This window comes from Chryseobacterium sp. JJR-5R (assembly GCF_034047335.1).
Lineage (GTDB): Bacteria > Bacteroidota > Bacteroidia > Flavobacteriales > Weeksellaceae > Chryseobacterium.
This window is the reverse complement of sequence record NZ_CP139137.1, coordinates 3,387,739-3,413,268: the sequence shown is the minus strand read 5'-3', so window position 1 is coordinate 3,413,268 and position 25,530 is coordinate 3,387,739. Positions and strand designations below refer to the sequence as shown.

Sequence of the window (25,530 nt, the reverse complement as noted above, 5' to 3'; positions counted from 1 at the left end):
GGTGTTGAATGCTCCTGAAGATAAAGTCTGGCCGAAGGTAAGCTCAATGAAAGCTTTTAACCGATGGAATCCCTGGATAAAACTGGATAAGGATATAAATGAACATTACATATACCGGAAATTCCGGGCAGGTGGGCGATAAGTACTGCTGGGACAGTAAAAATGACGATGCCTGAGCAATCTGCCAGGGGATTAAGGAACTGGTTTTCAATGAAAGGCAGAAAACAGGAATGACCTTTATAAGACCCTTTGAAAGAGAAGCTGTTTCTGAAATTATTTTATTTCCGCAGGGGAATGCTGCAAAAGTAGCCCGAACTATGGATACCGAGCAGGACGCCAAGATGAAAATAATGCGCCCGCTGATGGACTGCCAGATGGGAAAATATTACGGAGAAAGCCTAAGTAACCCGAAAGTACTGGTTGGAAAATAACAAAGCCCTGTACGCATACAGGGCTGATTAAGCTTAGTGTTTTTCGCCGATCTCGTTGATTGAACTGTAGTTTCCTTCTCCTTTAGGATTAGGCCCGTATGTATTCGGCCCGTAATCGCTGTCTCCAAACAGCATCCAGAGGCCATAAAAAGGAATAATCTGGAACCATCCGGAGTTTCCCCGGTCATGGCATCTTTTTGCTGCCTGTGCCAGATTGAACCATATCAAAGGGATCAGTAAAATAAGGAATAAGATCATCAGGATTTCTGAAGGATTATCATTGGTCCTCAGATACATGTTAAAAGGAAGGTAAAACGCTAAATAAATTAAGTATGATAATCCATACTCTGTTCTTCTTATCCTTCCTTCAAATGAAAACGGGTTTTTAAACATGGGTTAGTTTTTAATGAGCGGCAAATGTAAAAAATATTTTGAAATTTTAGAACCTCCTATAAAATTCATTTCACTGAATAATTACCGCAGCTAACAGAGATTATACAGGTTTTCAGATGCATTAAAACCTGCTGAACATTCAGCATTAAAAGTTTTTTCAGGGTTTCAATGCTAAAATTTATACTGTCTATGAGAGAGATTTTGAAGCATTATTTTATGCCGGGCCAAATACATATTATTTAAAAAATATTATCTTTATATAAAGAATAGATTCATGGAGAAGATCGTATTTGAAAAAAATAATATAAGAAACTATGTAAAGGCCGCCATTGCCGAAAAAATTCAGAAACTTAAAAATTTCATGGAATTTACCCTGGAAGCAAGCCGTGATATCAAGAAGACTCCGAAATATGACAGCATGCGTGAAGAAATGCAGGAAGAAATTTACCAGATGCAGCGGCAGCTGGGAGCCCTGAATGATCTGAAGAGCAATATGGCCAAAGTACTGAACAACTCAACCGAAAGAGTGCAGCTGGGATCACTGGTCATTACCAATAAAGCCCGCTTCTATATTTCCGTTTCTTTGGGTGAGTTTTTTTTTGAAGGCGACCGGTTTTATGCAATTTCGCCCGAAAGCCCGATGGCAAAAAAAATGATGGGAATGAGGCCCGGTGACGAGTTTACCCTCAATAATATTTACCAGAAAATCATAGAGGTCTTATAAATTTTATCATCATAAACTTCAAATTTATTTGGAGTTTTGTTTTTATTTGGTACCTTGCAATGCAAAATACTAATATATGGATTTTCAACGGCTTCGGACAAACAGAATTAATCAGTGGATTATTATTCATCTTCGGTACTTAATCGGGTTTGCCTTTATTCCTTCCGGATTGGTAAAAGTAATGGGCCACAGGTTTACTACTATTGAGACGGACAATCCGGTGGGCTATTTCTTTGAGGCTTTATATCAGTCGGGCATGTACTGGAATTTCCTGGGCTGGGTACAGGTCATTGCCGGAATACTGCTGATTACCCAGCGTTACGCTACTTTAGGCGCACTGATGTTCTTTGCGATCATTTCCAACATCTGGATCATCACCCTCAGCATGTCATTTAACGGAACCTGGATCATCACTTCCCTGATGATGTTTGCCGTAATAATACTTTTGATCTGGGACAAACATAAACTGCTTCCGATTATCAATTATAATACACCACCAGGAATGGATAAGTTTCCCGATCCTGCACGTAAGTGGATCAATGCCGGAATAGTATACGCGGTCTGTTTTACAGCCATCTGCCTTTTAGGAGTTATCAAAGACAATATATATGCACAATGGCTTTCAGGGATATTGGTTTCAGGAGTTCTCATGAATTTTACAGTAAGCAATTACAGGGCATACAAGAGCAGGAAATTAATAATGGACGCTTAGAATCTGTTTTAAATAATTTACCGCAGATTTAAGGTTTCATCAGATTTAAAATGAAGATACAATCTGGTACGTAGAGTCAATCAGATGTAAAAGCTTATAAAATTTCATACCTGATGTTTAACAGGCCGTACATGCCCTGCATGATATATGAATTACATACCGTAAATTTGTGCTCATGAATAAAGCAGACGTTTTAAAAGAGATTATAGAGCAGAGAAGAAGTATCTTCCCGAAAGATTATACGGAAACAGGAATTTCTGAGGATATTATTGATGGGATTCTGAGTTCGGGAACCTATGCACCTAATCACAAACGCACCAAGCCATGGCGTTTTAAAGTATTTAAAAATGAAGAGAAAGCAGCACTGGCTTCGGAAATGCAGGCCATCTATAAAGCTTCCCAGCCCGAACATCTTTTTCTGGAAAAAAAGTACAATGATATAGGCTTCAAGATCAACAAAGCAGATACCGTTGTTTCCATTGTGGTTAATTTCAGCGGAATGGTTCCCGAGTGGGAAGAAATCGCAGCCGTTTCCATGGCTGTCCAGAACATGTACCTTACCTGTACTGCAAACGGAATCGGGTGTTACTGGAGCTCCCCGAAAATTGTTGATCAGTTAAAAAATGCTCTGGTCATTGAGGAAAACCAGAAATGCCTGGGATTATTTTACATGGGTAACCTGGAATAGATAGCCCTGATTGAGCGGCCTGTCTGAGCTCTTTTTCTTTGCAGAAGAAAAAAGCGAGTAGCGAGAGCAGGTTCCCGGCTTCCGGAAAAAATCTGAATTTGTAAAACTTTTTACCTGGGTGTTTTTACTTTAAAGTTTTTTACTATCTTTGCACTCTTAAAATATTTAACTGGGACGAGTTCCCGTAAAATTCAAACATTATGTCAGTAAAAATCAGATTACAAAGACACGGTAAAAAAGGTAAGCCTTTTTTCCACATCGTGGTAGCAGATTCCAGAGCAAGAAGAGATGGTAGATTCATCGAAAAACTTGGAACTTACAACCCAATTACTAACCCTGCAACTATTGATTTGAACGTTGATTCTGCTGTAAAGTGGTTAAACAACGGTGCTCAACCGACTGATACTGCAAGAGCGATCCTTTCTTACAAAGGTGCCCTTTACAAAAAACACTTACAAGGTGGTGTTGCCAAAGGTGCTTTTGATGAGGCTGAAGCTGAAAAAAGATTCAATGCATGGGTAGAAGCCAAAGATTCAAAAGTACAAGGTAAAGTAGAAGGTTTAACGAAAGCTCAGGCTGACGCTAAGAAAGCTGCTTTAGATGCTGAAGCTAAAGTGAATGAAGCCAGAATTGCTGCTGCAACACAGGCTGATGCGGATGCCAAAGCTGCTGAAGAAGCTGCAAACGCACCTGCTGCTGAAGAAACTACTGAAGGAGAAGCACCTGCTGCCGAGTCTACTGAAGAAAACACTGAAGCTTAAGACAATCCCATATGCGTAAAGAAGATTGCTATTTATTAGGAAAAATCACACGCAGACACGGACTTGCGGGCAACGTTATCCTTAAACTGGATACCGATCAGCCCGAGCTTTACAATAAACTGGAATCAATATTCGTTGAAATCAACGGATTATTGGTTCCTTTTTTTATTGAAAAATCATCCTGGAGCAAATTGGATGCCCTGAACATCGCTTTTAAAAATTCCAATGAAGCACTCGTAGACCAATCCCTGGGTAAAGACGTATATTTGCCGCTGTCTACATTACCGAAACTTTCCGGCAAACAGTTTTATTACCATGAAATCATCGGGTACAGCATCCTGGATGAAAACGATCGGGACTGCGGCGTCATCCGTTCAGTAAATGATCAGACCGCCCAGGTCTATTTCGTGACCAATCTGGATGGTAAAGAAGTAGTGATCCCCATGATCAAAGACTGGATTATCGAAGTGAACAGAGATGAAAGATTCATCAAAATACAGCTTCCCGAAGGTCTTATCGATGTTTTTCTCGTTCCTTCCAAGAAAGACGAATAATTTCTTTTTGGTAAAAGGAAAATGAGCTGAGAAAGCAAATTCACTTTTAACCATTTGCATTTCTTCACCGTATTTTATTGCTTATTACCCACTCTCATTACTCATACATTGCGGGCAATAAATAATCCTGTATAATTTTATCAATCTGGGAATGGGCATAAGGTTGCCCATAGGCACTTGCTGTAATAACCATTACTAATGGCTGATCTTTAAAGACCAAAATATAGTTTCCTCCATTTCCCGCACAATAAAAAGCTTCATATAATGTACCTTTTGATTTGTAGCTTTTGTTCCAGAACAGATAACCATAATATTCATCTTCCCTGCCGGATATTTGTTTTTGTTTTGTAAAAGTACGGTTTACCCAAGTCTTTGAGAGAATTTGTTTTTTGTTCCAGACCCCATTATTTTTATAGAGTTGGCCATACTTTGCAAAATCCAAAGCATTCATCCTGATACTGCCTGCTGTATTTGGAATGCCCTGCGGGGTATACTGCCATTCATAGTGATTGATACCGAGTGGCTTGAGTAGTTTTTCATCAGCATATCTTTCTAAACCGTTCGGTACCGATTTATTGATAATATCACCTAATAAAACGACTCCTGCTGTAAAATAATGCCATGTATGATCAAGCTTTTCCTGAAAAGGCAAATCCAGCGTAAACTTTACCCAATCGGAAGTCGGATACATATTCTCTTCATTTCCTGGACTGTTATAATCTTCATCATTTCCGTCGAATCCGGAACTCATTGTCAAAAGATCTTTAATTGTAATCTGCTCTTTGGCTGCACTGAAATTTTCAAATTGATTAAGCTGGTAAAAAGTTTTAAGGGACTCTGATTCATTTTTGATATAACCGTCCGAAATTGCCTGTCCCATCAATGTTGACGTAAATGATTTTCCTACAGAGCGCGGGTCGTGCAGCGTTTCTCTATTTTCTCCATTAAAGTATTCCTCCATTAATATTTCGCCGTTTTTTATAACAACAACACTGTTTATCTTTTTAAATATTCCTTCATCTATGGAACCTTTAAGTAATTTTATTTTTTCTGTATCATATTTTTCTCTGGAAACAGAAAATCCATTGTAAGGAACTATTCTGTTTAAAGTAATATTTGAAATATCAATTTTTGGATTTCTTATAACGTTAAGCTCCAGGCTTCCGGAAGCTATTATTTCGCCTGTTTTTACAGTTTCGGTTCTTACATAAGGGCGGATTTCCATTTTCAGGGTATGGCTGCCATCCGAAAGAGCTTTGTCTCCACCATTATTCAGAAATCGGTTCCAGAAAGATTCGCTCCAGGAACCCTGACCATTAATATTGTCTATAAAAGGTCTGTATAATGAAGTCACTTTATCCTGGATTTCAGATGGCGGAGCTCCCGGCAGCAGATTACTCTTATAAATTTCTCTTCCGTCCACAAACAGGGTAAATTGGTAGTTACCGCTTTTGAATAAAGAATCTGACGGAACTTCCGGCGACAGAAAATGCTTGTGATTGGTCAATGAATTGTCAAAATAAGCAACGAAAAAAAGATTACTCTTGTTGGTAAACGTATAAGAATCCAGAAAATCTGCCTGCTTCAAAATATCTTCCCCAATTTTCTTATCGGTAAAAAATATTTTACCGATATTATTTCTCTGCAATACTGTTTTTATGCCTTCAGTTTTCACAATATTCGTTTTTTGTCCGGAAGAAAAGGAATGAAACATCAATACAAATAAAGACAGAAATAGTTTAGATTGTTTTGAAAGCTTATGCATCGAGTTGATTTTATCTGACAAAATTAGAATTTGATTTTCGGAAAAAATAGAATGAAATTAACATTTCTGATTTTCTTTGGATGTAAATCAGTATGCGTTCAGTTTTTCATATAAACCGGAAAGGCAAACATTTTTTATATAAAAGATGAGCCCAAAATCTTTCTATATTTCAAAGGTGTAATTCCGATATTTTCTTTAAAGCATCGAATAAAATGACTTTGGTCTGAAAATCCGCATTCCAGTGCCACTTCCGATAAAGACTCAAAATGAGTTAAAATTTTCAGCGATTTTTCGACTCTTAATTTCCTGAGATATTCTCCCAGATTACACTGAAAATATTTCTGAAAATCTCTGCTTAAATGCATAGGATGAATATCCAAGATCTTTGAAAGGTCAATTAAACTTAATTTTTCTGTGAAACGCTCATGCAGGATCTCATCAATTTGTTTTACCCATACAGGCTTCTTTTCTGAATTGCTTTTTTGATTGGATAATTGATTAAAGAGGCTTAATAAAAGTTGATGGACAGAAAGATCAGGAAAATCATCATTTAATTTTGTTTCTTTAAAAATTTTATACATCAATACCTTTATTGCAGGATTTTTAATGTTAAGGCTTCCTTCAATTTTATTCTTTGAAAGCTGAAATTTTTCAAACCATTCTTCTGTGATTTCAATATGCAAACCTCGGGTAAAAATATCTGGTTTGACGTTGTAATGCGGATCTTCCCAATGATGATAAAGCAAAGTTCCTGCTGAGCAATCATAGATTTCTTTCTTATTCCCTTCCGTCATATTTCCCTGTAGCAGAAAAGTGAAGTATGGATTTTCATGATAATGCCAGTCGACGAAAGAAAGTGTGTATTCCGTATCCGTAATGGTTATACCATCAAAATTGAGGATTTCGCCGGTCTGCCCGAAGAACTCGCCACGACGAAGATTTTTCATATTAAAGTTTTTGATTTAAATTTTCAATCTGCCTGTACATTTTATTAAAAAATATTTTCCGGTCCCTGTTTCCGGAAGTATTTAGCGATTTTGAATTTTTGATCTGGTGTTCAAAATAATTCCGGGTTTCTTCACAGGTTTTCTCATCATTGATCAGGATGTAGCCGAACATGTTGACAGGCACGGCGAAAAGCGACTGCTGCGGATGATGGAAGAAAATGTCGTTGGAAAGATGCATCAGCTCATTCTCATAAAGGTGGAATTTCGGGTTGCTTTCTGTTTTCTTTTCAATGTATTCAATCAGCGTTCTGAGTTCTTTCAGGATAATTTCCGCTTCATTTCTCTGCAAAAGTCCCGTATCACTGTAAAATAATACCTGTTGAAGGATGCTGGAAATCGTATTTTCATTCCACAGTTCCACAACATTCTGTTCCTCGTATTTCTTTCTCAGTTCTTTGGTGTTGGTTTCAAAATAGGGAAGTGAAAACTTCAGGAAAGGGATAAAAACCTGTTTTGCATTCAGCAGGTTCATCCATACGTATACCTTGAAACGGGAAAGCAGCGTATCGGAAAGGGTATAAAAAAACGGAATGTCCTTCGCAGAATAATAGACCGTCATTTCAGAGCCCGGCAGGTTCTCAAAAACCTTCAGATTGTTCTTGAAAAATGACTGCAGGTCTTCTGTTTCAGTAACCGCCGGGGTTTTCTGCACCAGGATCTGATGGTCCGAAGTCATGAACTGATCCAGGGAAACCTGATAATATTTTGCCAGCTCCAGTGCTTCCTCAAAACTGAATTTCGCTTTCTGTGAAGCTCTCCGGTGTGCCGCATCATAGCTTATGTTGAGAATGTTGGCAATTTCATCATTCAAAGATTTACCGCCTGTTTTCTTTCTGATTTCCTTAAGTAAACGTTCCTGATGCATATTTTGTGATTTTCACAAATGTAGGTATTTATTTTAATTTTTTTCCGCATTCAGGATAGGGCTTTCCACAGGTAATTTTGAATCATACATTATAAGCTATGAAAAATATAAGTTATTATTTTGGTCTGCTTCTCCTGTTCAGTTGTGCAGGTTTCAGGGATGTGGATAATAAAAACGCAGTTCTCAACAAAAATAATCTCGGTCTCTTAGATGGTATTTACAGTAATGCCTCAATTTCACATGCCGGAGGCTATGTAGGAAACCTTACAGATGTTGTTGACCGAAATACACGGATGTTTGCCTTTAAAGATAAATATAACGGAAAAGATATGAAACTGCAGCTTAAGATAATAAATCAGAAAAAACTGAATGTAAAAATTTATAATGCCGGAAACTTATTGGCTGATAAAGACTTAAGAGTAAAGCTGGAAAGTGACGGTTTTCTATATTTAAAAGAAAAAAGATTTATGCTGGAGGGAATTCCGTTGGTTTTGGGAGGATTAAATATTCAGAAATCCCGTTTTACAGTGGATACGAAGAACAATCTGCAAGTGCAGACAAACTATTTTTTTTGTAACGGTTTTATGATTGTTATGAGCGATTGGAAAACTTTGCATTACCATTTGGATTTTGAAAAAATACATTAGTCATGAAAACAATACCCTATATTTTAATCGCCGTGAGATTTATTCTTGCCCCAATTATTCTTGCTTTAGCTTATTTTAATGGTACAGAATCCCGGTTTTTAATTTTAACATTGATGTATGCCGGATTGCTTACCGATATTTTTGACGGAATCATTGCCCGGAAAGCAGGCATTTCATCGGAAAAACTGCGGAGACTGGACAGCCAGACCGATTTAATTTTCTGGCTTTCGCTGGGCTTTGCTTCCTATTTTCTGAATCCTGAACTGATAAAAAACGAATGGCCGGCCATCCTTTTAATCTTTGCCATGGAAGCGCTTTGTTACCTCGTCAGCTTCCTGAAATTCGGAAAAGAAACCTGTACGCATGCCTTTTTATCAAAAATATGGGGACTGAGCCTGCTGGTTGCTTTTACTTATCTGATAGGATTCCAACAGGCGGGCTGGGCTTTTTATCTGGCCGTAGGCCTAGGGTTTATTTCCCATCTGGATGTTATTCTTATTATTTTGATGCTCCCCAAATGGCAGTATGACATTCCCAGTTCTTATCATGCCTGGATGATCCGCAGCGGAAAACAAAGGAAAAAGTCGGTTTTCTTCAATTAAACCTTATTTACAGTAGATTTTCTGATTAAATAATTGATAAATGATTTTGTAAAAGCACAGCGCAGTCATCATATTGCGCTGTTTTTTTGTAACTTTGCGCACATTAATTTTTATACAAAAATTTATTATCAACACATGAAAAAGCAGACGATTAAGGAAGTCCTACAGGATTACAGGAAAGTATTACATCATGATATCACGGTTTACGGCTGGGTAAGAACGTTCCGTGCCAATCGCTTCATTGCGCTTAATGATGGTTCCACGATTAATAATTTGCAGATCGTTGTTGATTTCGAAAATTTCGACGAAGAGATTATTAACAAAATAAGTACGGCTGCTTCTCTAAAGGTTATTGGTGAAGTGGTTGAAAGCCAGGGAGCCGGACAGGCCGTGGAAATTATCGCTAAAAAAATTATTATTTTAGGGGATAACTTTACAGAAGAAAGGGATAAAACGATTCTTCAGCCCAAAAAACACTCATTGGAAACGTTGAGAGATCAGGCCCATTTGAGATTCAGGACCAATTTATTCGGAGCTGTTTTCAGAGTGCGCCACGCGGTGAGTTTTGCCATCCACTCTTTCTTTAACCAGAACCAGTTCTTTTACATCAATACGCCGATCGTAACGGGTGCTGATGCAGAAGGTGCAGGGGAAATGTTCGGGGTAACCAATTTTGATCTGAATAACATTCCGAGAGATGAGCAGGGCGATATTGATTTTGCCCAGGATTTCTTCGGTAAAAAAACCAACCTGACGGTTTCCGGACAGCTTGAAGGCGAGACTGCTGCTATGGGATTGGGAAGAATCTATACATTCGGGCCTACATTCCGTGCAGAAAACTCCAACACCACAAGGCACCTTGCAGAATTCTGGATGATCGAACCGGAAGTGGCTTTCAATAACCTTGAAGATAACATTGATCTGGCAGAAGACTTTTTAAAATACGTTATCCAGTATGTATTAGACCACTGTAAAGATGACCTGGACTTCTTGGACAAACGCTTTGCAGAAGAACAGAAAACAAAACCGGAGAAAGAAAGAGCAAAAGAAGGTCTTATTGAAAAGCTTGAAAATGTGGTGGCCAAGCGTTTCAAAAGAGTTTCTTACACGGAAGCCATTGAAATTTTATTGAATTCAAAAGAAAATAAAAAGGGTAAATTCCAGTATCCTGTTGAAAACTGGGGGGCGGATCTTCAGTCTGAGCATGAAAGATACCTGGTTGAAAAGCACTTTGAGAGCCCGGTTGTCCTGTTTGATTACCCGAAAGAGATCAAAGCGTTCTATATGAAGCTGAATGATGATAACAAAACCGTTGCCGCTATGGATGTTCTTTTCCCGGGAATCGGCGAGATCATCGGAGGTTCGGAAAGAGAAGCGAGACTGGATGTTTTGAAACAGAAAATGGCAGAAATGCATGTTGACGAGCATGAGCTCTGGTGGTATATGGATACCCGCAAATTCGGTTCCGTGCCGCACGCAGGGTTTGGCCTTGGTCTGGAAAGACTGGTGCTTTTTGTAACGGGAATGACCAACATCAGGGATGTGATTCCTTTTCCGAGGACTCCCAAAAATGCTGAATTTTAAATACAAAAAAGCCTTACTGTAATACGTAAGGCTTTTTTTATTCTAAAAGAGTCATTATTATCCCAGCCATGGTACAAAAATCGTGCTAAAATGTTATTTTATCGAAATTATTTATTAAATTCGTAGCATATGTTATGTTAACACCATTTAGTAAAATATGCTTAAACAACACTTACAACTCAAATTAGGACAAAAGCTGGCTCCTCAACAAATCCAGCTGATGAAACTGATCCAGCTTCACACCCTTGAGTTTGAGGAGGAACTTGAAAGAGAATTAGAAGAAAACCCGGCCCTGGAAATTGCAAAAGAAGAATCCAAAGAAGATGATTATGCTTCGCTGGAAGAACCGTATGAAAGTGAAGGTACAGACAGCATTGAAACTGATTTTGATGTTGACCAGTATCTTTATGACGATGAGCCGACTTATAAAACAGCATCCAGCAACTATTCTCCTGACGACGAAGAGTTTGATAACGAAAGCCTTTTAACGGAAGGGCAGTCTCTTTATGACTACCTGCTGGAGCAGATCCACCTGATCAACATCAGCAGTGAGGATGAGAAAATTGCAGAATACCTCATCGGTAACCTGGATACGGACGGTTACTTAAGAAGGGAAATCAAATCAATTGTTGATGACCTTGCCTTCTCTCAGGGAATTTATACGACCAAGGAAAAAATTGAAGATATTCTTGAAAATTATGTACAGAAGCTTGATCCGCCCGGAGTAGGGGCAAGAGGCCTCCAGGAATGCCTTCTTCTACAGATTGAGAAGAAAGTGAGTGCCAACAAAGCGGTTTCTCTGGCTGCCAATATTCTGAGGTTCCAGTTTGACGCGCTTACCAATAAGCATTACAACAAAATTATCCAGAAATACGATATTGAAGAAGAAGACCTGAAAGATGCATTGGAAGAAATCTCCAAATTATCGCCTAAAGTCGGCGGGAATTTTGATACCCAGACCATTACCATCAACCAGGAAATTATTCCGGATTTCGTTATTCAGGTAAAAGACGGGCAGGTTATCCCTATGCTGAACAGCAAAAATGCCCCTACTTTAAGAGTATCCGAAGAATACAAGGATATTTTGACTACCTATTCCCACGATAAAAATTCTTCTGAGCACAAGCAGGCTGCTTTATTCATCAAACAGAAGCTGGATGCTGCAAAATGGTATATTGATGCGATTAACCAGCGCCAGAATACTTTACTGCAGACCATTACGGCTATTGTGAAATTCCAGAAGCAATATTTTATCACAGGCGATGAGAAATCCCTAAGGCCGATGATCCTGAAAGATATTGCAGATATTACAGGTTTTGATATTTCTACCATTTCAAGAGTAGTAAAAAGCAAATATGCAGACACTTCAAACGGGATTATTTATTTGAAAGACCTGTTCTCGGACAGCCTGACGAATGATGACGGTGAAGAAGTTTCTACCAAAGAAATCAAAATGCACCTGCAGGAAGTAATCAGCAGGGAAAATAAGAGGAAACCATTGACTGATGATGCCCTGGTGATTATCCTGAAGGAACAGGGATATAATATTGCAAGAAGAACAATCGCCAAATACCGCGAACAGCTTAATATTCCGGTTGCAAGGCTCAGAAAAGAACTTTAAATACAGAAAAGCATTTCAATCTGAAATGCTTTTTTTATGTCTGATGAATAATAATTTTTTTTGGTATTCCCGGAAATCAGGATGGAAATTAATCCGGCATTTCCTGAGAGTCTATTTCCTGTAACTGCTTCAGGTTCCGGCCGAGCTTTTTAATAATGATGCCGTATACTACCCTGTAATACAACCAGACAATCAATACAGTGAAAACTGTGCTGATGATGATCCCTGCTGTAAAACCTGTGATCATGGAATTTGTGATCTGTATATTCTGGGTGTTCACAATATAAAAAACAAAGACGGTGAAAATAGATGTAAAGGCAAGTAACAGGGCAATATTAATTAAGATAAACGCATTAACGGTCTTTCTGAACTGGATGATTTTAAGGATGAATTTTTTCAGGTTTTCCTCAATTTTGATATCCTTGTAGTTCTGATAGAATTTGTAAACAAAATAAGCAGTTACGCATAAACTTAAGATTTTTAACGTCAGGTAAATATGGTCAAAATCCGTTTCCATTTCCGGTGTTTTCCGGATCCCCAGTTTTCCCAGAATGCTGATGAACGAATTGGATTCATTCCCCTGAATGATGTAGAACAGTCCTAACAGCGTAAAAAACAGGAATTCCGCTGCACTGATCCAGAAGATGTACTTTACGTAATTCCGCGATTTTCTGTTCAGCATCTGAAGGATGTCCTGGTTGCCGTATTTCTCCTGAACAGGCTGTTCCTGCCATGTTTTCTTAAAGCTGTCTAAATCAAATTCAGGCATATTTTTCCATCTGTTCTTTAAGGGTTTTCTTTAATCGGTTCATTTTTACACGGGCATTCACTTCTGTTATTCCGAGGTTTTCTGCAATATCCTTATAAGGCAGGTCATCCAGGTACATCATAACAATTGCTCTTTCCACATTCGGAAGTGTTTTTATAACAGTATACAAAAGTGATACCTGCTGCTGTTTTTCATCATCATCCTCTATAAAATCTGCATGGTTGATGTCCAGCTCGTTGGTGGGAAGGCTTTTGCTTTTTTTTCTGAAAAGGGTAATGGCGGTATTAAGCGCAACACGGTACATCCATGTGGAAATCTTGGAGTTTCCTTTAAAAGAGTCATAGCTTCTCCACAGCTGCAGGACAATTTCCTGAAACAGGTCTTCCTCGTCTTCCAGCGAATTGGTATAAAGACGCGAAACCTTGATAATCAGGCCCTGATTATCCTTAATAAGCTGCGCAAATTCCTTTTCTTTTGAAGCCAATGCCGGTTTAGTAATTGTTGCACGAAGATAGTAATAAAGTGTTAACTGATGAATGGTTATGAGCTATAAATTATGAGTAATGGTTTACATTTAAAAATACATTATTCATTTATTTACGTAAATCAAATTTATTCAGCCTGTCACTCATCACGCTCAACTCATAACTAATTTGTATCTTTGCAGCCACGAGAAAGTCGGCCTGTTGATTTCCTTTTTTGGGAGGTAGGAAAGTCCGGACACCGGAGGGCAGCAAAGCGGATAACATCCGTCACCCGCGAGGGTAGGACAAGTGCAACAGAAAGCAGGTACAGTTCGGCTGTAGTGAAACCAGGTAAACTCTTTGCGGTGCAATGATAAGTATATCGGTTCTTTTCAGCAATGAAAATAGGAGTGGCTCGCTCTGAAAGCCGAGGGGTAATCAGCTCAAGTTTTGCAGCAATGCACGACGCAGATAAATAACAGGCATCCTGCTGCTTGCGGCAGGATACAAAATCCGGCTTACAGATTTTCTCGTGATTTTTTAAAAAACTACAGATTTAGGGCAGGAAGAGGGAAGTTTCAATACCGTAATTTTACTTCCATCCTCCATCCGAATTCATTTTACTTTATTTCATTTTATTTATTCGTTTTCCAGCTGCTTTTTTGCATCCTGTAAACCTGACTGGTCTTCTTCGGAAAGTTTGGGGTATTTCAGGTCCATCTTTTCCAGCACATCAATAATAATCTGGATAGCCGCTACACGGGCAAACCATTTGCTGTCTGCCGGGATTACATACCAGGGTGCGTTATCTTTTGACGTTTCATTGATGGCCGTTTCATAGCATTCCATGTATTGATCGAATAAAGCCCGTTCCGGAAGGTCTGCCGCTGAAAATTTCCAGTTTTTTTCCTTCTCGTCTATCCTGTCAATCAGTCTTTTCTTTTGCTCATCTTTGGAGACATTTAAAAATATTTTAACAACCGTCGTTCCGTTTTGTGTAAGGTGCTTTTCAAAATTCCGGATGCTTTCATACCGGTTTTCCCAGAATGTTTCATCAAAATCTTTTACGGAATCCCAGGTTTTTTCACTTAAATTATACTCAGGGTGTACTTTACATACTAGGACGCTTTCATAATGCGAACGGTTGAAGATCCCGATCATCCCTTTCTGGGGCAGGGCCAGGTAATGTCTCCACAAAAAATCATGGGCATATTCTTTGGAGCTTGGTGTTTTGAAGCTCATTACGTTGCATCCCTGCGGATTAACGCCGCCGAAAACATGCTCAATCAGACTGTCTTTTCCTGCTGCGTCCATAGCCTGAAGTACAACTAGCAGAGACTTGCTGCTGTCCGCATACAGTTTTTCCTGAAGTTTACGAAGTTTTTCCTGCTCCCGGATCAGCAGTTGTACTCCTTCTTCTTTAGTCATTTTACCTTTATATGCCGTAGATGCTTTTTTTATGGAAAACTTTCCTTTGATTAAAAAATCGTCTGAGAAATCGGTACTCATATTTTAATAGTTTATTATAATGATTTAATGATCTGATGATTTAATTTATTTTTAAATTTAAAACATAAAGCTGTAAGTCTAAGATCTGGTTCTGATATATCTTACTTCTTATTTTACTTAAATATAATAAAAAAACCGCCTCAGTAGAGACGGTTTTTTTATTCTTTAAGTAGAGACTACTTCACAGCAGCTACTTTTTTAGCCTGCTTTGCTGCTTTTTTGTCAGCTTTTGCTTTTTCTTTCAGTTCTGCAGCAGTCATTGGCTTTGGTTCAGGCGCATTCGCATCTACATTTCCTTTGATGTAGATAACGCTTCTGCTGTTTGCAGGGTCGTTAGAAAATACCTCGATCATTTTGTTGAACCCGCCGTTGATAGCCGTGTTGTATCCTACTTTAATCTGAGCAGATTTTCCCGGCATAATAGGGTCTGTCTTAAATTCAGGTGTCGTACATCCGCAAGATGCTTTAACATTAGAAAGTACCAGAGGCTTGTCACCGGTATTGGTTACCGTGAAAAATCTTGTACCGTCTGAACTTGGTTTGATGGTACCATAATCAAAAGTGGTCTTATCAAACGTGATGGTTTGTGCAGATGCTAGTGCAAATGTTCCGAATAATGCAATTCCTGCAATTAATTTTTTCATATTCTTGAATGTTAAATACGTTGTTAGATAAATTTCAAGAAACAAAGTTAAAAATTATTTTAATTCATACTCAAAATTTTTTTTCTTTAGACTATTTTTGCACATTGTAAAGTAAAGTATTAGAATTTATGCAGATTTCAGAAAAGTACAATCCACAGGAAACAGAACAGAAATGGTACAATTACTGGTTGGAAAACAAATACTTCCATTCAGAACCCAATGAAAAGCCGCCTTACACTGTTGTCATTCCTCCTCCCAATGTTACAGGGATTTTGCACATGGGGCACATGCTGAACAATACCATTCAGGATGTTCTGGTACGCCGTGCAAGGATGCAGGGCTTTAATGCCTGCTGGGTTCCGGGGACAGACCATGCTTCCATTGCTACAGAAGCGAAGGTTGTTGCCAAACTGAAGTCTGAAGGAATCAATAAATCTGATATTACCCGTGAAGAATTTTTAAAGCATGCTTGGGAATGGACAGACAAATACGGCGGGACCATCCTTGAGCAATTAAAGAAATTAGGATGTTCATGCGACTGGGACAGAACCCGTTTCACCATGGAAGAATCCCTTTCTCAGCAGGTCATTAAAAGCTTTGTTGACCTGTATAACAAAGGTTTAATTTACAGAGGGTACCGGATGGTAAACTGGGATCCTGAAGCAAAAACCAATATTTCTGACGAAGAGGTCATCTTTAAAGAACAGAACGGAAAATTATATTATCTAAAATATAAAATCGAAGGGACAGAAGAATTCCTTTCGGTGGCTACAACGCGTCCTGAAACAATTTTCGGGGATACTGCCGTTTGTATCAATCCTAATGATGAAAGGTATGCTCACCTGAAAGGTAAAAAAGTAATCGTACCGATCGTAAACAGGGCAGTTCCGGTTATTGAGGATGAATATGTGGATATCGAATTCGGCACAGGGGCATTGAAAATTACGCCGGCCCATGACGTTAACGACTATGAGATCGGGCAGAAGCACAATCTTCAGATGATTGATTCCTTGGATGATGACGGGAATTTAAACGATCACGGTCAGCATTACGCAGGCAAAAACAGGTTTGACGTAAGAAAGCAGATCGCAAAAGAACTGGAAGAAAAAGATCTTTTACTGAAGGCAGAAGACTATGTAAATAAAGTCGGGACTTCCGAAAGGACCGGAGCAGTGATCGAACCTAAAGTTTCCGTTCAGTGGTTCCTTAAAATGTCTGAAATTGCAAAACCTGCGCTGGACGTGGTGATGGATGATGAGGTGAAATTTTATCCTGAAAAGTTTAAAAATACCTACAAACACTGGATGGAAAACATCCGCGACTGGAACATCTCCCGCCAGCTCTGGTGGGGGCAGCAGATTCCTGCATTTTATTACGGAGACGGAGAAAATGATTTCGTGGTTGCAGAAAATATAGAAGATGCTTTAGTTTTAGCAAAAGAAAAAACGGGTAACGGACAGCTAACGGCAGACGATCTTAAACAGGACGAAGATGCATTGGATACCTGGTTCTCATCATGGTTATGGCCAATGTCTGTATTTGACGGCCTGAACGATCCCGGAAATAAAGATATCAGTTACTATTACCCGACTTCTGACCTGGTAACCGGGCCGGATATTATTTTCTTCTGGGTAGCCAGGATGATCATGGCCGGTTTGGAATACCGAAAAGAAGTCCCGTTCAAAAATGTCTATTTTACAGGGATCGTAAGGGACAATCAGAGAAGGAAGATGTCAAAATCCTTAGGAAACTCACCCGATCCGCTGGAATTGATGGATAAATATGGCGCTGATGGCGTTCGTGTAGGGATTTTATTGAGTTCCGCAGCCGGAAACGACCTTCTTTTTGATGAAGATTTAATGCTGCAGGGAAGAAATTTCATGTCGAAAATCTGGAGTGCATTCCGGTTGATCAATATGTGGAACCATGAAGATAAACCTGCAAATTCCGCAGAGACCCAGGCAATCGAATGGTTTGAAAATAAATTGAACAGGACAATCATTGAAATTGATGATCAGTTTGAGAAGTTCAGGATTTCCGATGCCTTGCATTTGATCTATAAATTAATCTGGGATGATTTCTGCGGCTACTATCTTGAAGCAATCAAGCCGAATTATGGTGAAGGGATTTCTAAAGAAGTATATAATAAAACCGTTGCTCTTTTTGAAGAATTAATGAAACTGGTGCATCCGTTTTTACCGTTCCAGTCAGAAGAAATATGGCAGCTGATTTCGGAAAGAAAAACAGATGAAGCGCTGGTCATCGCGCAGCAAAAGAAAGCAGAAGCTTTTAATGAAGACATCATTAAGAACTTTGAAACGGCAGCAGAAGTGATTTCGGGGGTAAGAAATTACCGCCAGACCAAAGGGATTTCCCCGAAAGAAGCAGCGGAGATTTTCACCAATGCATCCGGATTTACCAATGAATCAGTTATTAAAAAACTGGCCAATGTTTCAGAAATCCATTTCGGGACAAAAACAGACAAGCCGAGCTTTACATTTCTGGTAGGATCAACCGAGGTTTCGATTCCCTTAAGTGAAAACCTGGATCTCGAAGAAGAAAAAATCAAAACAGAAGAGGAATTAAAATACCTGAAAGGGTTTCTGGTTTCCGTTGATAAGAAGCTTTCCAATGAAAAGTTTGTAGCCAATGCAAAGCCTGAAATCGTGGAAGTGGAGCGCAGAAAGCAGAAAGATGCCCAAGACAAAATTGCCATTCTGGAAGAAAAACTGAAAAGCTTATAACGGATCCGCAGTAATCTTGGCCGGTTTATTGGATATCAGGCTCAGAGAATATAATGATTAAGAATCCTCTCTGTACCGGTATCGAAATGAATACAAACAAATGACACACATACAAAACATAAAAAAATTATTCTCAAAAGACTTCGTGGAAAGCCCTTTGCTGGAGAGTTTCGAAGTCGGCAAAATCTATCTTTCAAGCGGCAAGCTGGTAGCCTGTGATCCGGTGATTACCAATGATATGCAGCCGTTTACTGCGGTGTTTCCAAAAGGGGATTTTGCTGTTTTGCTTCATAAAGAAAGAGAGAGCAACTGTGTAGCCTATGCGGAAATTGTCTTCAGCAACTCTGAAATTTCAGACTGGCAGCTGGCCACAACACAAGGACAGCTGGTGAAAGACTTAGCGGAAGGCGAGATCTTCGGATATCCTGTTGAAAGCGGCATGGGATGCTTCATGGATGCGGATACACAGATTGTCCTGAATGAGCTGGAACAAAGGCTTTATCACAGCAAAGGAGTGGATTTTATGGGAATTTACGAAGAGTTTTTCCATGAACACTTTTTTGATGAGAACGGAGCTATTGACCAGTATGCTTTTTTAAAGCCGTCAGACAGCCATCCCGGAACCATTTTTGCCTTTGAGACCGGGTATGGCGAAGGTTTTTATGCAAGTTACATTGCTTATGATAAAAACCGGGTGCCGGTAAAGATCGTTACGGAATTTATTGAAATCAGTTAATTAATATTAATTATCTTGTAAACGTAATTTCCACCTTGTACATTTGTTACTTGTCAACACCAAAATAATATAAAACCAATGAATTTCTCATCAGAACAGCCAAAAATCATCGTTGTAGGAAGCTCGTCGATTGACCTTGTTTTAGAAACAGAAAAAGTCCCGTGCGTAAATGAAACGGTAATTGCCCATAATTCAGAGAGCTATTTTGGGGGAAAAGGAGCCAATCAGGCTATCGGCACAGCCAGATTAGGAGCCAGTGTGTATTTTATCGGCTGTGTAGGGATGGATCCGCTCGGCCAGCAGATTATGAGGAATATGGTTGGCGAGAATGTAAATGTCGGATTTGTTTTTGAAACTGACCGTGAAGCTACAGGAACGGCTTACGTTACCACATCTGACGGAAGTGCCGCCATTGTTGTGGTGCCTGCAGCCAATAATTATCTGAGCATTGAACATGTAGAAGCGGCAGATAAATATTTTCATACCGCAGATCTTGTGCTTCTTCAGCTTGAGGTTTCAATGAAAGTAATTGAATATACTGTCAGGAAGGCCAGGAAACATGGCAAAAAAGTAGGCTTGTATGCTTCTCCGGCGCAGAAATTAAGCAATGAAATCCTTGAAAATGTTGATTTTATCATAGTAAAAAGCAGTGAGCTGCATATTGTGTTCGGCGAAGATCAGAGAGAAGTGATCCTTAAAAAATATTTCAACAAGGTTTTTGTAAGGGACGATATCAACTCCACTGTTTATTTTGACGGCACGGAAATGAAATACTGCAGCAGCAATTACAATGACAAAAATGCGTATAAGATGGGGATGGGAGACGCTTTTACGTCCGGTTTTTCCATTGCGCTGTGCCACGGCAATGATATTGAGGAATGCGTGAAATTCGGAAACGAAGTTTCGGCAAAAGTATCCGGTAAAAAAGGTTCCCAGACCGGACTTCCAAGGGTATCTGACTTTCTTTAATTATTTTCTGCATATCGAAAGATTGAAAATATAATTTATAATACAGTTTAAAATTCCACTTTTACGGTGGAATTTTTTCTTTTATCTATGGAAAAGCTCATACTGGCTTCGTATCATTTCCCGGTTACCGCTCACATCTTTCATCCTGAAAAAAGCAACGGCCGGCTTCTGCTGATCAATTCCGCAACCGGGGTAAGGCAGCAGGTTTATTTCTCATTTGCCCGGTATTTTTCCGAAAAAGGGTTTACTGTGGTTACCTATGATTATTGCGGGATCGGGCTTTCAAAACCTGAAAACCTTAAAGGCTTTAAAGCATCCATGAGAAGCTGGGGTTCCGAAGATTTTAAAGCCGTGACGGATTATATCAAAGTTCATTTTAGGGAGTACCGAAAGTATTGCCTGGGGCATTCCGTCGGAGCTTTGATTATCGGAATGAATCCGGATTGTGAAATATTTGAGAAGTTTATTTTTGTAGGGACACAGAATGCTTTCACGGGAAATTTAAAACTTAAAACCAAGATTGAAGCATGCCTGGGTTTCGGCATTGTACAGCCTTTGACCACTGCATGTCTGGGATATTTTCCGGCACACTGGTTCGGGTTGGGAGAAAGTCTGCCGAAAAATTGTGCATATGACTGGAGAACCTTAATTTTAAACAGAAAATCAACCGGTGCCTTATTGAAGAAAACGGGTGATTATTCTAAAAGCTTAACCCGGGAAGTTTTTGTTATCCGTGCGGAAGATGATGCCTGGTTAACTGAAAAAGGCGTTAAGAGCCTGTTGGATGACACTTATCCTTTTCTTAAGCCTAAGCACAGGCTGGTTAAGGCCTCCGAATCGGAGAGAAGAATAATCGGGCACATTAATTTTTTCAGGAGCTATAACAGGAAGCTCTGGGATATTGTTTTAGATGAATTAAATTGAATTATTAAATTAAATTAAACTGAATTGATATAAATGCAGGATCTGATTGAAAACACAGTAGAGTTTGTAAAGAAAAAACTGGAAGGTGCCGAAGCTGGACATGACTGGTTTCATATAGAAAGGGTATGGAAGCTTTCAAAAAAGATTGCCGTAACGGAACCCTGTAATATGGAGGTAGTGGAACTGGCTGCCCTTCTGCATGATATTGCAGACCCTAAATTCCATAACGGGGATGAAACACTGGCACTGCGTGTTTCCCGGAAATTCCTGGAAAGCCAGAATGCTTCTGAAGACATTATTGAACAGGTACTATTTATCATCCGGAATATTTCGTTCAAGAACAGGGGAGAAGCTCCTGAAAATTTACCGGTAGAACTGAAAATCGTTCAGGATGCCGACCGGATTGATGCCATCGGGGCGATTGGCATTGCCAGGACATTTAATTTCGGAGGCTTTAAAAATAACCTGATGTATGACCCGAATATCGAGCCTAAGCTGACTATGTCCAAAGAAGAATACAAGAAATCCAACGGGACAACAATCAACCATTTTTATGAAAAACTGCTGCTGTTAAAAGACCTGATGAATACGGAAAAAGGAAAGCAGATTGCCGGTGAGCGTCATGATTTCATGCTGAAATTCCTTGACCAGTTTTACAAAGAATGGAATGTTGACTGACACAACGCTGAAAACCTTTTAAAATAAGTATCTTTGCAGCATGGTATTCACTGTTCTGATTATCTTCTGGGCCTTAATTTTTTCTCTGCTTTTATCAAAGATAAAAAAGGGAAAAGCTGCTGAATGGGCAAAATTGTTCCGCATTGTTACCGTTATTTTTTCAATTTCCATTTTTACCTATTGGTTTGTGAAGAAAAGTGTGGTAGGTATCGTGGAGAATTCAGTTGCGTTGCAGGTCATCAACAAGCTTCCGCAACCACTGGATTTTTATGTGGTGACTTTAAATGATTCTGAAGCAGGCAAAATCATCGAAACCAAACATATCGGGAAAGTCCGCCCTGAATATTACAGAATAGAATACCTCAGCATGGACAGGTCTGATGAATACTGGATTGTAGGGTATCTCGGCAAAAAAAACCTGGTGTATTTCTCACAGCATGCGATCCCGAATAAAAATATCGACCAGATCATTGAAATTCAGAACTATATCAATCAGAGTGTAAAGCTTTCTGACTTAGCCAAGAAGCAGGTGGAGGCCTACAATTATGAAAATATAAAAGTCGGAATCTGGATTGCCCTGGATTTTCTGCTGCTGTTTCTGAACCTGGTACTGCTGGTAAGGAAAAAGAAATAAGTATTTATTTTGTCAATTAATTTAAGCCGGATTCAATGCCGCTGATAATATATAATTTTTTTTATCCCGAAATAAATGATTAATCCTTAAAACAGGGTTCCCATGCTTCCCGTTGCCATTCTCGGAACCTGAAGATTGGTTTTCCATTTTTTATTCAGTCCCTGTATAAAGTGGGTGAAGAGAAGCGGAGAATCGGCCTCAATATCCTGATGGATGAAAAAGGCTGCATTCCGAAGGCCCTGTTCTTTCCATTCCGTCAGGCGTTCTACCCATTCGTCAAGCCTCCGGTAATCGGTTTCCGTATTGGTTGCAACATAGCGGATAAAGATATCAGGCGTGGTAAGCCGCATATGGAGCACATCTCTTCTGCCGGCAGTATCCACAATGATATTGGTGATCTGATGCTGCCTGAAAAGCCGGCAGGTGGTATTGAACTTATCTTCATCGGTAAACCATTCCATGTTTCTGAGCTCTATGGCCAGTGGGATTTCTTCCGGCCATTCCCTGACGAATTTTTCCAGCCTGGCATAATCCTGAGGTTTGAAATTGTCATGAAGCTGAAGAAAGGCCATCCCTAATTTCTCTTCAAAATTCATGATGGAAGTGGCAAACTGGGTTACGGGATCCGTAACATCAATCAGTCTTCTGAAATGGGAAACGGTATTGGGGATTTTCGGGAAAAATTTAAAATGTGTGGGTGTTTTCTCTTTCCAGGTCATGATCTGCGCCGGTGCCGGCATTCCGTAGAACGTGGCATTCAGCTCGATGGAATTGAACTGGGTAGCATAATAGGACAGTTCGTCCTTCGTGCCTTTCGGATAGAAGCCCTTCAGATCGGCCTTGCTCCATTTTGCACACCCGATTGAAACATTGCCCAGCCCGGCTGCATTCCGGCCCAGTGCTTCTTTGGTATCAGGGTGGTCTTCGGGCAGCGTAAAATTAATATGGGAAGCGTCTTCCAGTTTTCCGAATTTCATATGAAGTCTTTAGTGATTAACTGTTTCAACAAAAATAAAACCAAAATTACAGAAATTTTCTGTAGTTTATTTTTTAATACAGCCAGGCTGACCATCAGGGGTCAGGTTGCACAAAAATCATGGATGGAATGTAAAGTTTATTTTACATTATAAGTAAAATAAAAGCCACAGTACGGATACTGTGGCTTTTATATGCATTTTAAAATTTATAATTAAGCTTCACATGCAGAGCAGGTCACAAAGTTCACCATCATCTCTTTGGAAACGGATGAGCTTCTCTGGTAATAAAGGGTTTTCACTCCTTTTTTCCATGCTTCAATATAAAGATAGTTGACATCTTTTACAGGCATTGTGGAAGGGATCTGAAGGTTCAGCGACTGTGCCTGATCAATATACTGCTGTCTCTGGGCAGCCTGGGAAATAATTTCCATCGGGGAAATCTCCCTGAATGTTTTGAATACGGCTTTCTCTTCGTCAGATAATTCGTTCAGGTGCTGTACGGAACCGTGGTTCAGCATGATCGTCCTCCAGGTTTCTTCATTGTCAAGGCCTTTTTCCCCAAGCAGTTTCGCCAGGTATTTGTTCTTTCGCATAAAGTTTCCTTTAGCAAGTCCGGCTTTGTAATAGTTGGAGGCAAACGGCTCGATTCCCGGTGAAGTCTGCCCTAAAATGGCGGAGCTTGAAGTGGTAGGGGCGATGGCCATTACCGTTGTATTTCTCATTCCGTATCCTTTCAGCAGTTCCGGTTCCCCGTAGATGTTAGCCAGTTCTTTTGACGCGATATCTGCCTGAGTCCTGATGTGTTTGAAAGCCCTTGCATTAAACTGCGTTGCCTCAAAACTCTCAAAAGGAATCATGTTTTTCTGCAGGTAAGAGTGGTAACCCAGAACGCCCAGACCCAATGCCCTGTGGCGTAATGCGAAGTCTCTTGCTCCCTGAAGGTAATAGTTTCCTTCCGTTTTCTCGATAAATTCAGATAAAACAGCGTCAAGGAAATAAATGGCCAATTGTACTGCGTTTGTATCCTTCCACTCGTCATACAATTCTAAGTTCATGGAGGACAGGCAGCAGATGAAAGATTCCTGCCTTGTGGACGGAAGCATAATTTCAGAGCAAAGGTTACTTGCGTTGATGGTTAACCCGAGATCTTTATATACCTGAGGCTTGTTCCTGTTCACATTATCGGTAAAGAAAATGTAAGGAAGGCCTTTCTGCTGGCGGCTTTCCAGAACCCTGGCCCAGATTTTACGTTTGTCGGCATCACCGTCAATCATATCCTGCATCCAGTAATCCGGCACGCAGATTCCGGTAAACAGGTTCTGAATCGGGCTCCCGATGTCTTTGATGGATAAAAATTCTTCAATATCCCCGTGGTCAACATCCAGATAGGCTGCAAAAGCACCTCTTCTTACGCCACCCTGGGAAACAACATCCATGGAAGTGTCAAACAGTTTCATGAATGACACGGCACCGGAAGATTTTCCGTTGTCGGTTACGGCAGTCCCTCGGTTACGAAGCTCCCCGAAATATCCTGAAGTTCCGCCCCCGATTTTCGTCTGCATGATGACTTCACCCATTTTGTGGGTAATCCCTTCAATGCTGTCCGGAATATGCACGTTGAAACAAGAGATCGGAAGGCCTCTCTGCGTTCCCATGTTGGCCCAGACCGGAGAGGAAAAACTGATCCATCCTTTCATGATCATCTCCTTGAAAGCCGGCTGAAGCTCAGGTTTGTATAATTTTTTTGCTGCCGCAGTGGTGATCCTGTCAATGGCACCGTCTACGGTTTCCCCTTTCAGCAGGTACCCTCTGTTCAGCATTTGCTCAGATTCCTCGTTGAGCCACCATATGTTGTTGTTTTGTTCGTCCATAGATTTTATATTGTAAAATGTACCGGGTACATTGTTTTGTTAATTTTTTCAGGAGCAGAAAATTTGTTTTTCTCCTCACTGGTCTTGCCTGCTTTCCGCTGTATCTTTTTTTGCCTTTGTCTTTGCCGGCCCCTCAAAAAAAGGATGCCGCTGCAATCAGGGCTAAGATGACATTTTGTTTCCCTTACTTCTTACCAAACCGCCAAATTATCTGTTTCCTTCATTGTGAGGCACAAAGCAATCCAATCTGATGCTTC

26 protein-coding genes and 1 other RNA gene are annotated in these 25,530 nt (G+C 39.9%); 17 read left to right on the top strand and 10 right to left on the bottom strand.

What is annotated here, in order from left to right:
- Window positions 1-230: 230 nt before the first annotated feature.
- Window positions 231-431, top strand: coding sequence for a hypothetical protein (locus tag SD427_RS14960; RefSeq protein WP_320558599.1), 201 nt, complete (start codon window positions 231-233; stop codon window positions 429-431).
- A 33-nt stretch (window positions 432-464) separates the two neighbouring features.
- Here the strand turns inward: SD427_RS14960 and SD427_RS14955 are convergent, their stop codons facing one another.
- Complete coding sequence (locus SD427_RS14955; protein ID WP_320558598.1) at window positions 465-824, bottom strand: DUF805 domain-containing protein; 360 nt, start codon at window positions 822-824, stop codon at window positions 465-467.
- A gap of 274 nt (window positions 825-1,098) precedes the next feature.
- Between SD427_RS14955 and SD427_RS14950 the strand changes: the two genes are divergently transcribed.
- The 5 genes from SD427_RS14950 to rimM all read left to right on the top strand — a co-directional run bounded on the left by SD427_RS14950 (window position 1,099) and on the right by rimM (window position 4,263).
- Window positions 1,099-1,548, top strand: coding sequence for a hypothetical protein (locus SD427_RS14950; protein ID WP_320558597.1), 450 nt, complete (start codon window positions 1,099-1,101; stop codon window positions 1,546-1,548).
- Between the two features lie 76 nt (window positions 1,549-1,624).
- Window positions 1,625-2,260 (top strand): DoxX family protein, encoded by a 636-nt coding sequence (locus SD427_RS14945; protein ID WP_320558596.1) that lies wholly within the window; start codon window positions 1,625-1,627, stop codon window positions 2,258-2,260.
- A gap of 175 nt (window positions 2,261-2,435) precedes the next feature.
- Entirely contained in the window at window positions 2,436-2,948 is a 513-nt protein-coding gene (locus SD427_RS14940) for a nitroreductase (RefSeq protein WP_320558595.1), read from the top strand.
- A 200-nt stretch (window positions 2,949-3,148) separates the two neighbouring features.
- Window positions 3,149-3,709: a 30S ribosomal protein S16 gene (locus SD427_RS14935; RefSeq protein ID WP_320558594.1), complete on the top strand. Its 561-nt coding sequence runs from the start codon at window positions 3,149-3,151 to the stop codon at window positions 3,707-3,709.
- Between the two features lie 11 nt (window positions 3,710-3,720).
- Window positions 3,721-4,263 carry a ribosome maturation factor RimM gene (gene rimM / locus SD427_RS14930; protein WP_320558593.1) on the top strand — a complete coding sequence of 181 codons (543 nt, stop codon included), beginning with the start codon at window positions 3,721-3,723 and terminating at the stop codon, window positions 4,261-4,263.
- A gap of 97 nt (window positions 4,264-4,360) precedes the next feature.
- Here the strand turns inward: rimM and SD427_RS14925 are convergent, their stop codons facing one another.
- From SD427_RS14925 to SD427_RS14915, 3 genes are all read right to left on the bottom strand, one after another.
- On the bottom strand, window positions 4,361-5,938 hold the full coding sequence (locus tag SD427_RS14925; RefSeq protein ID WP_320558592.1) for a serine hydrolase: 1,578 nt from the start codon (window positions 5,936-5,938) through the stop codon (window positions 4,361-4,363).
- A gap of 224 nt (window positions 5,939-6,162) precedes the next feature.
- Window positions 6,163-6,822, bottom strand: coding sequence for an AraC family transcriptional regulator (locus tag SD427_RS14920; protein WP_320558591.1), 660 nt, complete (start codon window positions 6,820-6,822; stop codon window positions 6,163-6,165).
- Between the two features lie 154 nt (window positions 6,823-6,976).
- Window positions 6,977-7,900, bottom strand: coding sequence for a helix-turn-helix transcriptional regulator (locus SD427_RS14915; RefSeq protein ID WP_320558590.1), 924 nt, complete (start codon window positions 7,898-7,900; stop codon window positions 6,977-6,979).
- A 98-nt stretch (window positions 7,901-7,998) separates the two neighbouring features.
- On the opposite strand from SD427_RS14915, the gene SD427_RS14910 reads away from it, so the two are divergent.
- The 4 genes from SD427_RS14910 to rpoN all read left to right on the top strand — a co-directional run bounded on the left by SD427_RS14910 (window position 7,999) and on the right by rpoN (window position 12,354).
- Complete coding sequence (locus SD427_RS14910; RefSeq protein ID WP_320558589.1) at window positions 7,999-8,547, top strand: hypothetical protein; 549 nt, start codon at window positions 7,999-8,001, stop codon at window positions 8,545-8,547.
- Between the two features lie 2 nt (window positions 8,548-8,549).
- Window positions 8,550-9,149 carry a CDP-alcohol phosphatidyltransferase family protein gene (locus SD427_RS14905; RefSeq protein ID WP_320558588.1) on the top strand — a complete coding sequence of 200 codons (600 nt, stop codon included), beginning with the start codon at window positions 8,550-8,552 and terminating at the stop codon, window positions 9,147-9,149.
- Between the two features lie 135 nt (window positions 9,150-9,284).
- On the top strand, window positions 9,285-10,733 hold the full coding sequence (gene asnS / locus SD427_RS14900; RefSeq protein ID WP_320558587.1) for an asparagine--tRNA ligase: 1,449 nt from the start codon (window positions 9,285-9,287) through the stop codon (window positions 10,731-10,733).
- Between the two features lie 157 nt (window positions 10,734-10,890).
- Window positions 10,891-12,354, top strand: a complete 1,464-nt coding sequence (rpoN, locus tag SD427_RS14895; protein ID WP_320558586.1) for an RNA polymerase factor sigma-54 — start codon at window positions 10,891-10,893, stop codon at window positions 12,352-12,354.
- An 88-nt stretch (window positions 12,355-12,442) separates the two neighbouring features.
- Here the strand turns inward: rpoN and SD427_RS14890 are convergent, their stop codons facing one another.
- Both SD427_RS14890 and SD427_RS14885 read right to left on the bottom strand, forming a co-directional pair.
- Window positions 12,443-13,123, bottom strand: coding sequence for a beta-carotene 15,15'-monooxygenase (locus SD427_RS14890; protein WP_320558585.1), 681 nt, complete (start codon window positions 13,121-13,123; stop codon window positions 12,443-12,445).
- Window positions 13,116-13,607 carry an RNA polymerase sigma factor gene (locus SD427_RS14885; protein ID WP_072954385.1) on the bottom strand — a complete coding sequence of 164 codons (492 nt, stop codon included), beginning with the start codon at window positions 13,605-13,607 and terminating at the stop codon, window positions 13,116-13,118. Before SD427_RS14885 ends, SD427_RS14890 begins: the two co-directional genes overlap by 8 nt.
- 186 nt (window positions 13,608-13,793) lie before the next feature.
- On the opposite strand from SD427_RS14885, the gene rnpB reads away from it, so the two are divergent.
- Window positions 13,794-14,124, top strand: an RNA gene (gene rnpB, locus SD427_RS14880) — RNase P RNA component class A.
- Between the two features lie 102 nt (window positions 14,125-14,226).
- On the opposite strand, the gene SD427_RS14875 is transcribed toward rnpB, so the two are convergent.
- Entirely contained in the window at window positions 14,227-15,096 is an 870-nt protein-coding gene (locus tag SD427_RS14875; RefSeq protein ID WP_320558584.1) for a polyphosphate kinase 2 family protein, read from the bottom strand.
- A gap of 176 nt (window positions 15,097-15,272) precedes the next feature.
- Window positions 15,273-15,740: a DUF1573 domain-containing protein gene (locus SD427_RS14870; protein ID WP_320558583.1), complete on the bottom strand. Its 468-nt coding sequence runs from the start codon at window positions 15,738-15,740 to the stop codon at window positions 15,273-15,275.
- A gap of 128 nt (window positions 15,741-15,868) precedes the next feature.
- On the opposite strand from SD427_RS14870, the gene SD427_RS14865 reads away from it, so the two are divergent.
- The 6 genes from SD427_RS14865 to SD427_RS14840 all read left to right on the top strand — a co-directional run bounded on the left by SD427_RS14865 (window position 15,869) and on the right by SD427_RS14840 (window position 22,425).
- A complete protein-coding gene (locus SD427_RS14865) occupies window positions 15,869-18,484 on the top strand; it encodes a valine--tRNA ligase (protein ID WP_320558582.1) in 2,616 nt (871 codons plus the stop codon).
- Window positions 18,485-18,584: 100 nt separating this feature from the next.
- Entirely contained in the window at window positions 18,585-19,220 is a 636-nt protein-coding gene (locus tag SD427_RS14860; RefSeq protein ID WP_320558581.1) for a DUF4241 domain-containing protein, read from the top strand.
- 78 nt (window positions 19,221-19,298) lie between these two features.
- Window positions 19,299-20,189, top strand: a complete 891-nt coding sequence (locus SD427_RS14855) for a ribokinase (RefSeq protein WP_320558580.1) — start codon at window positions 19,299-19,301, stop codon at window positions 20,187-20,189.
- An 87-nt stretch (window positions 20,190-20,276) separates the two neighbouring features.
- Window positions 20,277-21,113, top strand: a complete 837-nt coding sequence (locus SD427_RS14850; RefSeq protein WP_320558579.1) for a serine aminopeptidase domain-containing protein — start codon at window positions 20,277-20,279, stop codon at window positions 21,111-21,113.
- Between the two features lie 33 nt (window positions 21,114-21,146).
- Window positions 21,147-21,791 carry an HD domain-containing protein gene (locus SD427_RS14845; RefSeq protein ID WP_320558578.1) on the top strand — a complete coding sequence of 215 codons (645 nt, stop codon included), beginning with the start codon at window positions 21,147-21,149 and terminating at the stop codon, window positions 21,789-21,791.
- Between the two features lie 133 nt (window positions 21,792-21,924).
- Window positions 21,925-22,425 carry a hypothetical protein gene (locus SD427_RS14840; RefSeq protein ID WP_320558577.1) on the top strand — a complete coding sequence of 167 codons (501 nt, stop codon included), beginning with the start codon at window positions 21,925-21,927 and terminating at the stop codon, window positions 22,423-22,425.
- An 86-nt stretch (window positions 22,426-22,511) separates the two neighbouring features.
- On the opposite strand, the gene SD427_RS14835 is transcribed toward SD427_RS14840, so the two are convergent.
- A complete protein-coding gene (locus SD427_RS14835) occupies window positions 22,512-23,402 on the bottom strand; it encodes a DUF72 domain-containing protein (protein WP_320558576.1) in 891 nt (296 codons plus the stop codon).
- 212 nt (window positions 23,403-23,614) lie between these two features.
- Entirely contained in the window at window positions 23,615-25,273 is a 1,659-nt protein-coding gene (locus SD427_RS14830; protein ID WP_056220577.1) for a ribonucleoside-diphosphate reductase subunit alpha, read from the bottom strand.
- Window positions 25,274-25,530: the final 257 nt, after the last annotated feature.

What these genes read in the sequence shown, in the direction of transcription:
- SD427_RS14960 (WP_320558599.1), top strand. Translation starts at nt 231, where the DNA reads ATGACCTTTATAAGACCCTTTGAAAGAGAAGCTGTTTCTGAAATTATT.
- SD427_RS14955 (WP_320558598.1), bottom strand. Translation starts at nt 824, where the DNA reads ATGTTTAAAAACCCGTTTTCATTTGAAGGAAGGATAAGAAGAACAGAG.
- SD427_RS14950 (WP_320558597.1), top strand. Translation starts at nt 1,099, where the DNA reads ATGGAGAAGATCGTATTTGAAAAAAATAATATAAGAAACTATGTAAAG.
- SD427_RS14945 (WP_320558596.1), top strand. Translation starts at nt 1,625, where the DNA reads ATGGATTTTCAACGGCTTCGGACAAACAGAATTAATCAGTGGATTATT.
- SD427_RS14940 (WP_320558595.1), top strand. Translation starts at nt 2,436, where the DNA reads ATGAATAAAGCAGACGTTTTAAAAGAGATTATAGAGCAGAGAAGAAGT.
- SD427_RS14935 (WP_320558594.1), top strand. Translation starts at nt 3,149, where the DNA reads ATGTCAGTAAAAATCAGATTACAAAGACACGGTAAAAAAGGTAAGCCT.
- rimM (WP_320558593.1), top strand. Translation starts at nt 3,721, where the DNA reads ATGCGTAAAGAAGATTGCTATTTATTAGGAAAAATCACACGCAGACAC.
- SD427_RS14920 (WP_320558591.1), bottom strand. Translation starts at nt 6,822, where the DNA reads ATGACGGAAGGGAATAAGAAAGAAATCTATGATTGCTCAGCAGGAACT.
- SD427_RS14915 (WP_320558590.1), bottom strand. Translation starts at nt 7,900, where the DNA reads ATGCATCAGGAACGTTTACTTAAGGAAATCAGAAAGAAAACAGGCGGT.
- SD427_RS14910 (WP_320558589.1), top strand. Translation starts at nt 7,999, where the DNA reads ATGAAAAATATAAGTTATTATTTTGGTCTGCTTCTCCTGTTCAGTTGT.
- SD427_RS14905 (WP_320558588.1), top strand. Translation starts at nt 8,550, where the DNA reads ATGAAAACAATACCCTATATTTTAATCGCCGTGAGATTTATTCTTGCC.
- asnS (WP_320558587.1), top strand. Translation starts at nt 9,285, where the DNA reads ATGAAAAAGCAGACGATTAAGGAAGTCCTACAGGATTACAGGAAAGTA.
- rpoN (WP_320558586.1), top strand. Translation starts at nt 10,891, where the DNA reads ATGCTTAAACAACACTTACAACTCAAATTAGGACAAAAGCTGGCTCCT.
- SD427_RS14890 (WP_320558585.1), bottom strand. Translation starts at nt 13,123, where the DNA reads ATGCCTGAATTTGATTTAGACAGCTTTAAGAAAACATGGCAGGAACAG.
- SD427_RS14875 (WP_320558584.1), bottom strand. Translation starts at nt 15,096, where the DNA reads ATGAGTACCGATTTCTCAGACGATTTTTTAATCAAAGGAAAGTTTTCC.
- SD427_RS14870 (WP_320558583.1), bottom strand. Translation starts at nt 15,740, where the DNA reads ATGAAAAAATTAATTGCAGGAATTGCATTATTCGGAACATTTGCACTA.
- SD427_RS14865 (WP_320558582.1), top strand. Translation starts at nt 15,869, where the DNA reads ATGCAGATTTCAGAAAAGTACAATCCACAGGAAACAGAACAGAAATGG.
- SD427_RS14860 (WP_320558581.1), top strand. Translation starts at nt 18,585, where the DNA reads ATGACACACATACAAAACATAAAAAAATTATTCTCAAAAGACTTCGTG.
- SD427_RS14855 (WP_320558580.1), top strand. Translation starts at nt 19,299, where the DNA reads ATGAATTTCTCATCAGAACAGCCAAAAATCATCGTTGTAGGAAGCTCG.
- SD427_RS14850 (WP_320558579.1), top strand. Translation starts at nt 20,277, where the DNA reads ATGGAAAAGCTCATACTGGCTTCGTATCATTTCCCGGTTACCGCTCAC.
- SD427_RS14845 (WP_320558578.1), top strand. Translation starts at nt 21,147, where the DNA reads ATGCAGGATCTGATTGAAAACACAGTAGAGTTTGTAAAGAAAAAACTG.
- SD427_RS14835 (WP_320558576.1), bottom strand. Translation starts at nt 23,402, where the DNA reads ATGAAATTCGGAAAACTGGAAGACGCTTCCCATATTAATTTTACGCTG.
- SD427_RS14830 (WP_056220577.1), bottom strand. Translation starts at nt 25,273, where the DNA reads ATGGACGAACAAAACAACAACATATGGTGGCTCAACGAGGAATCTGAG.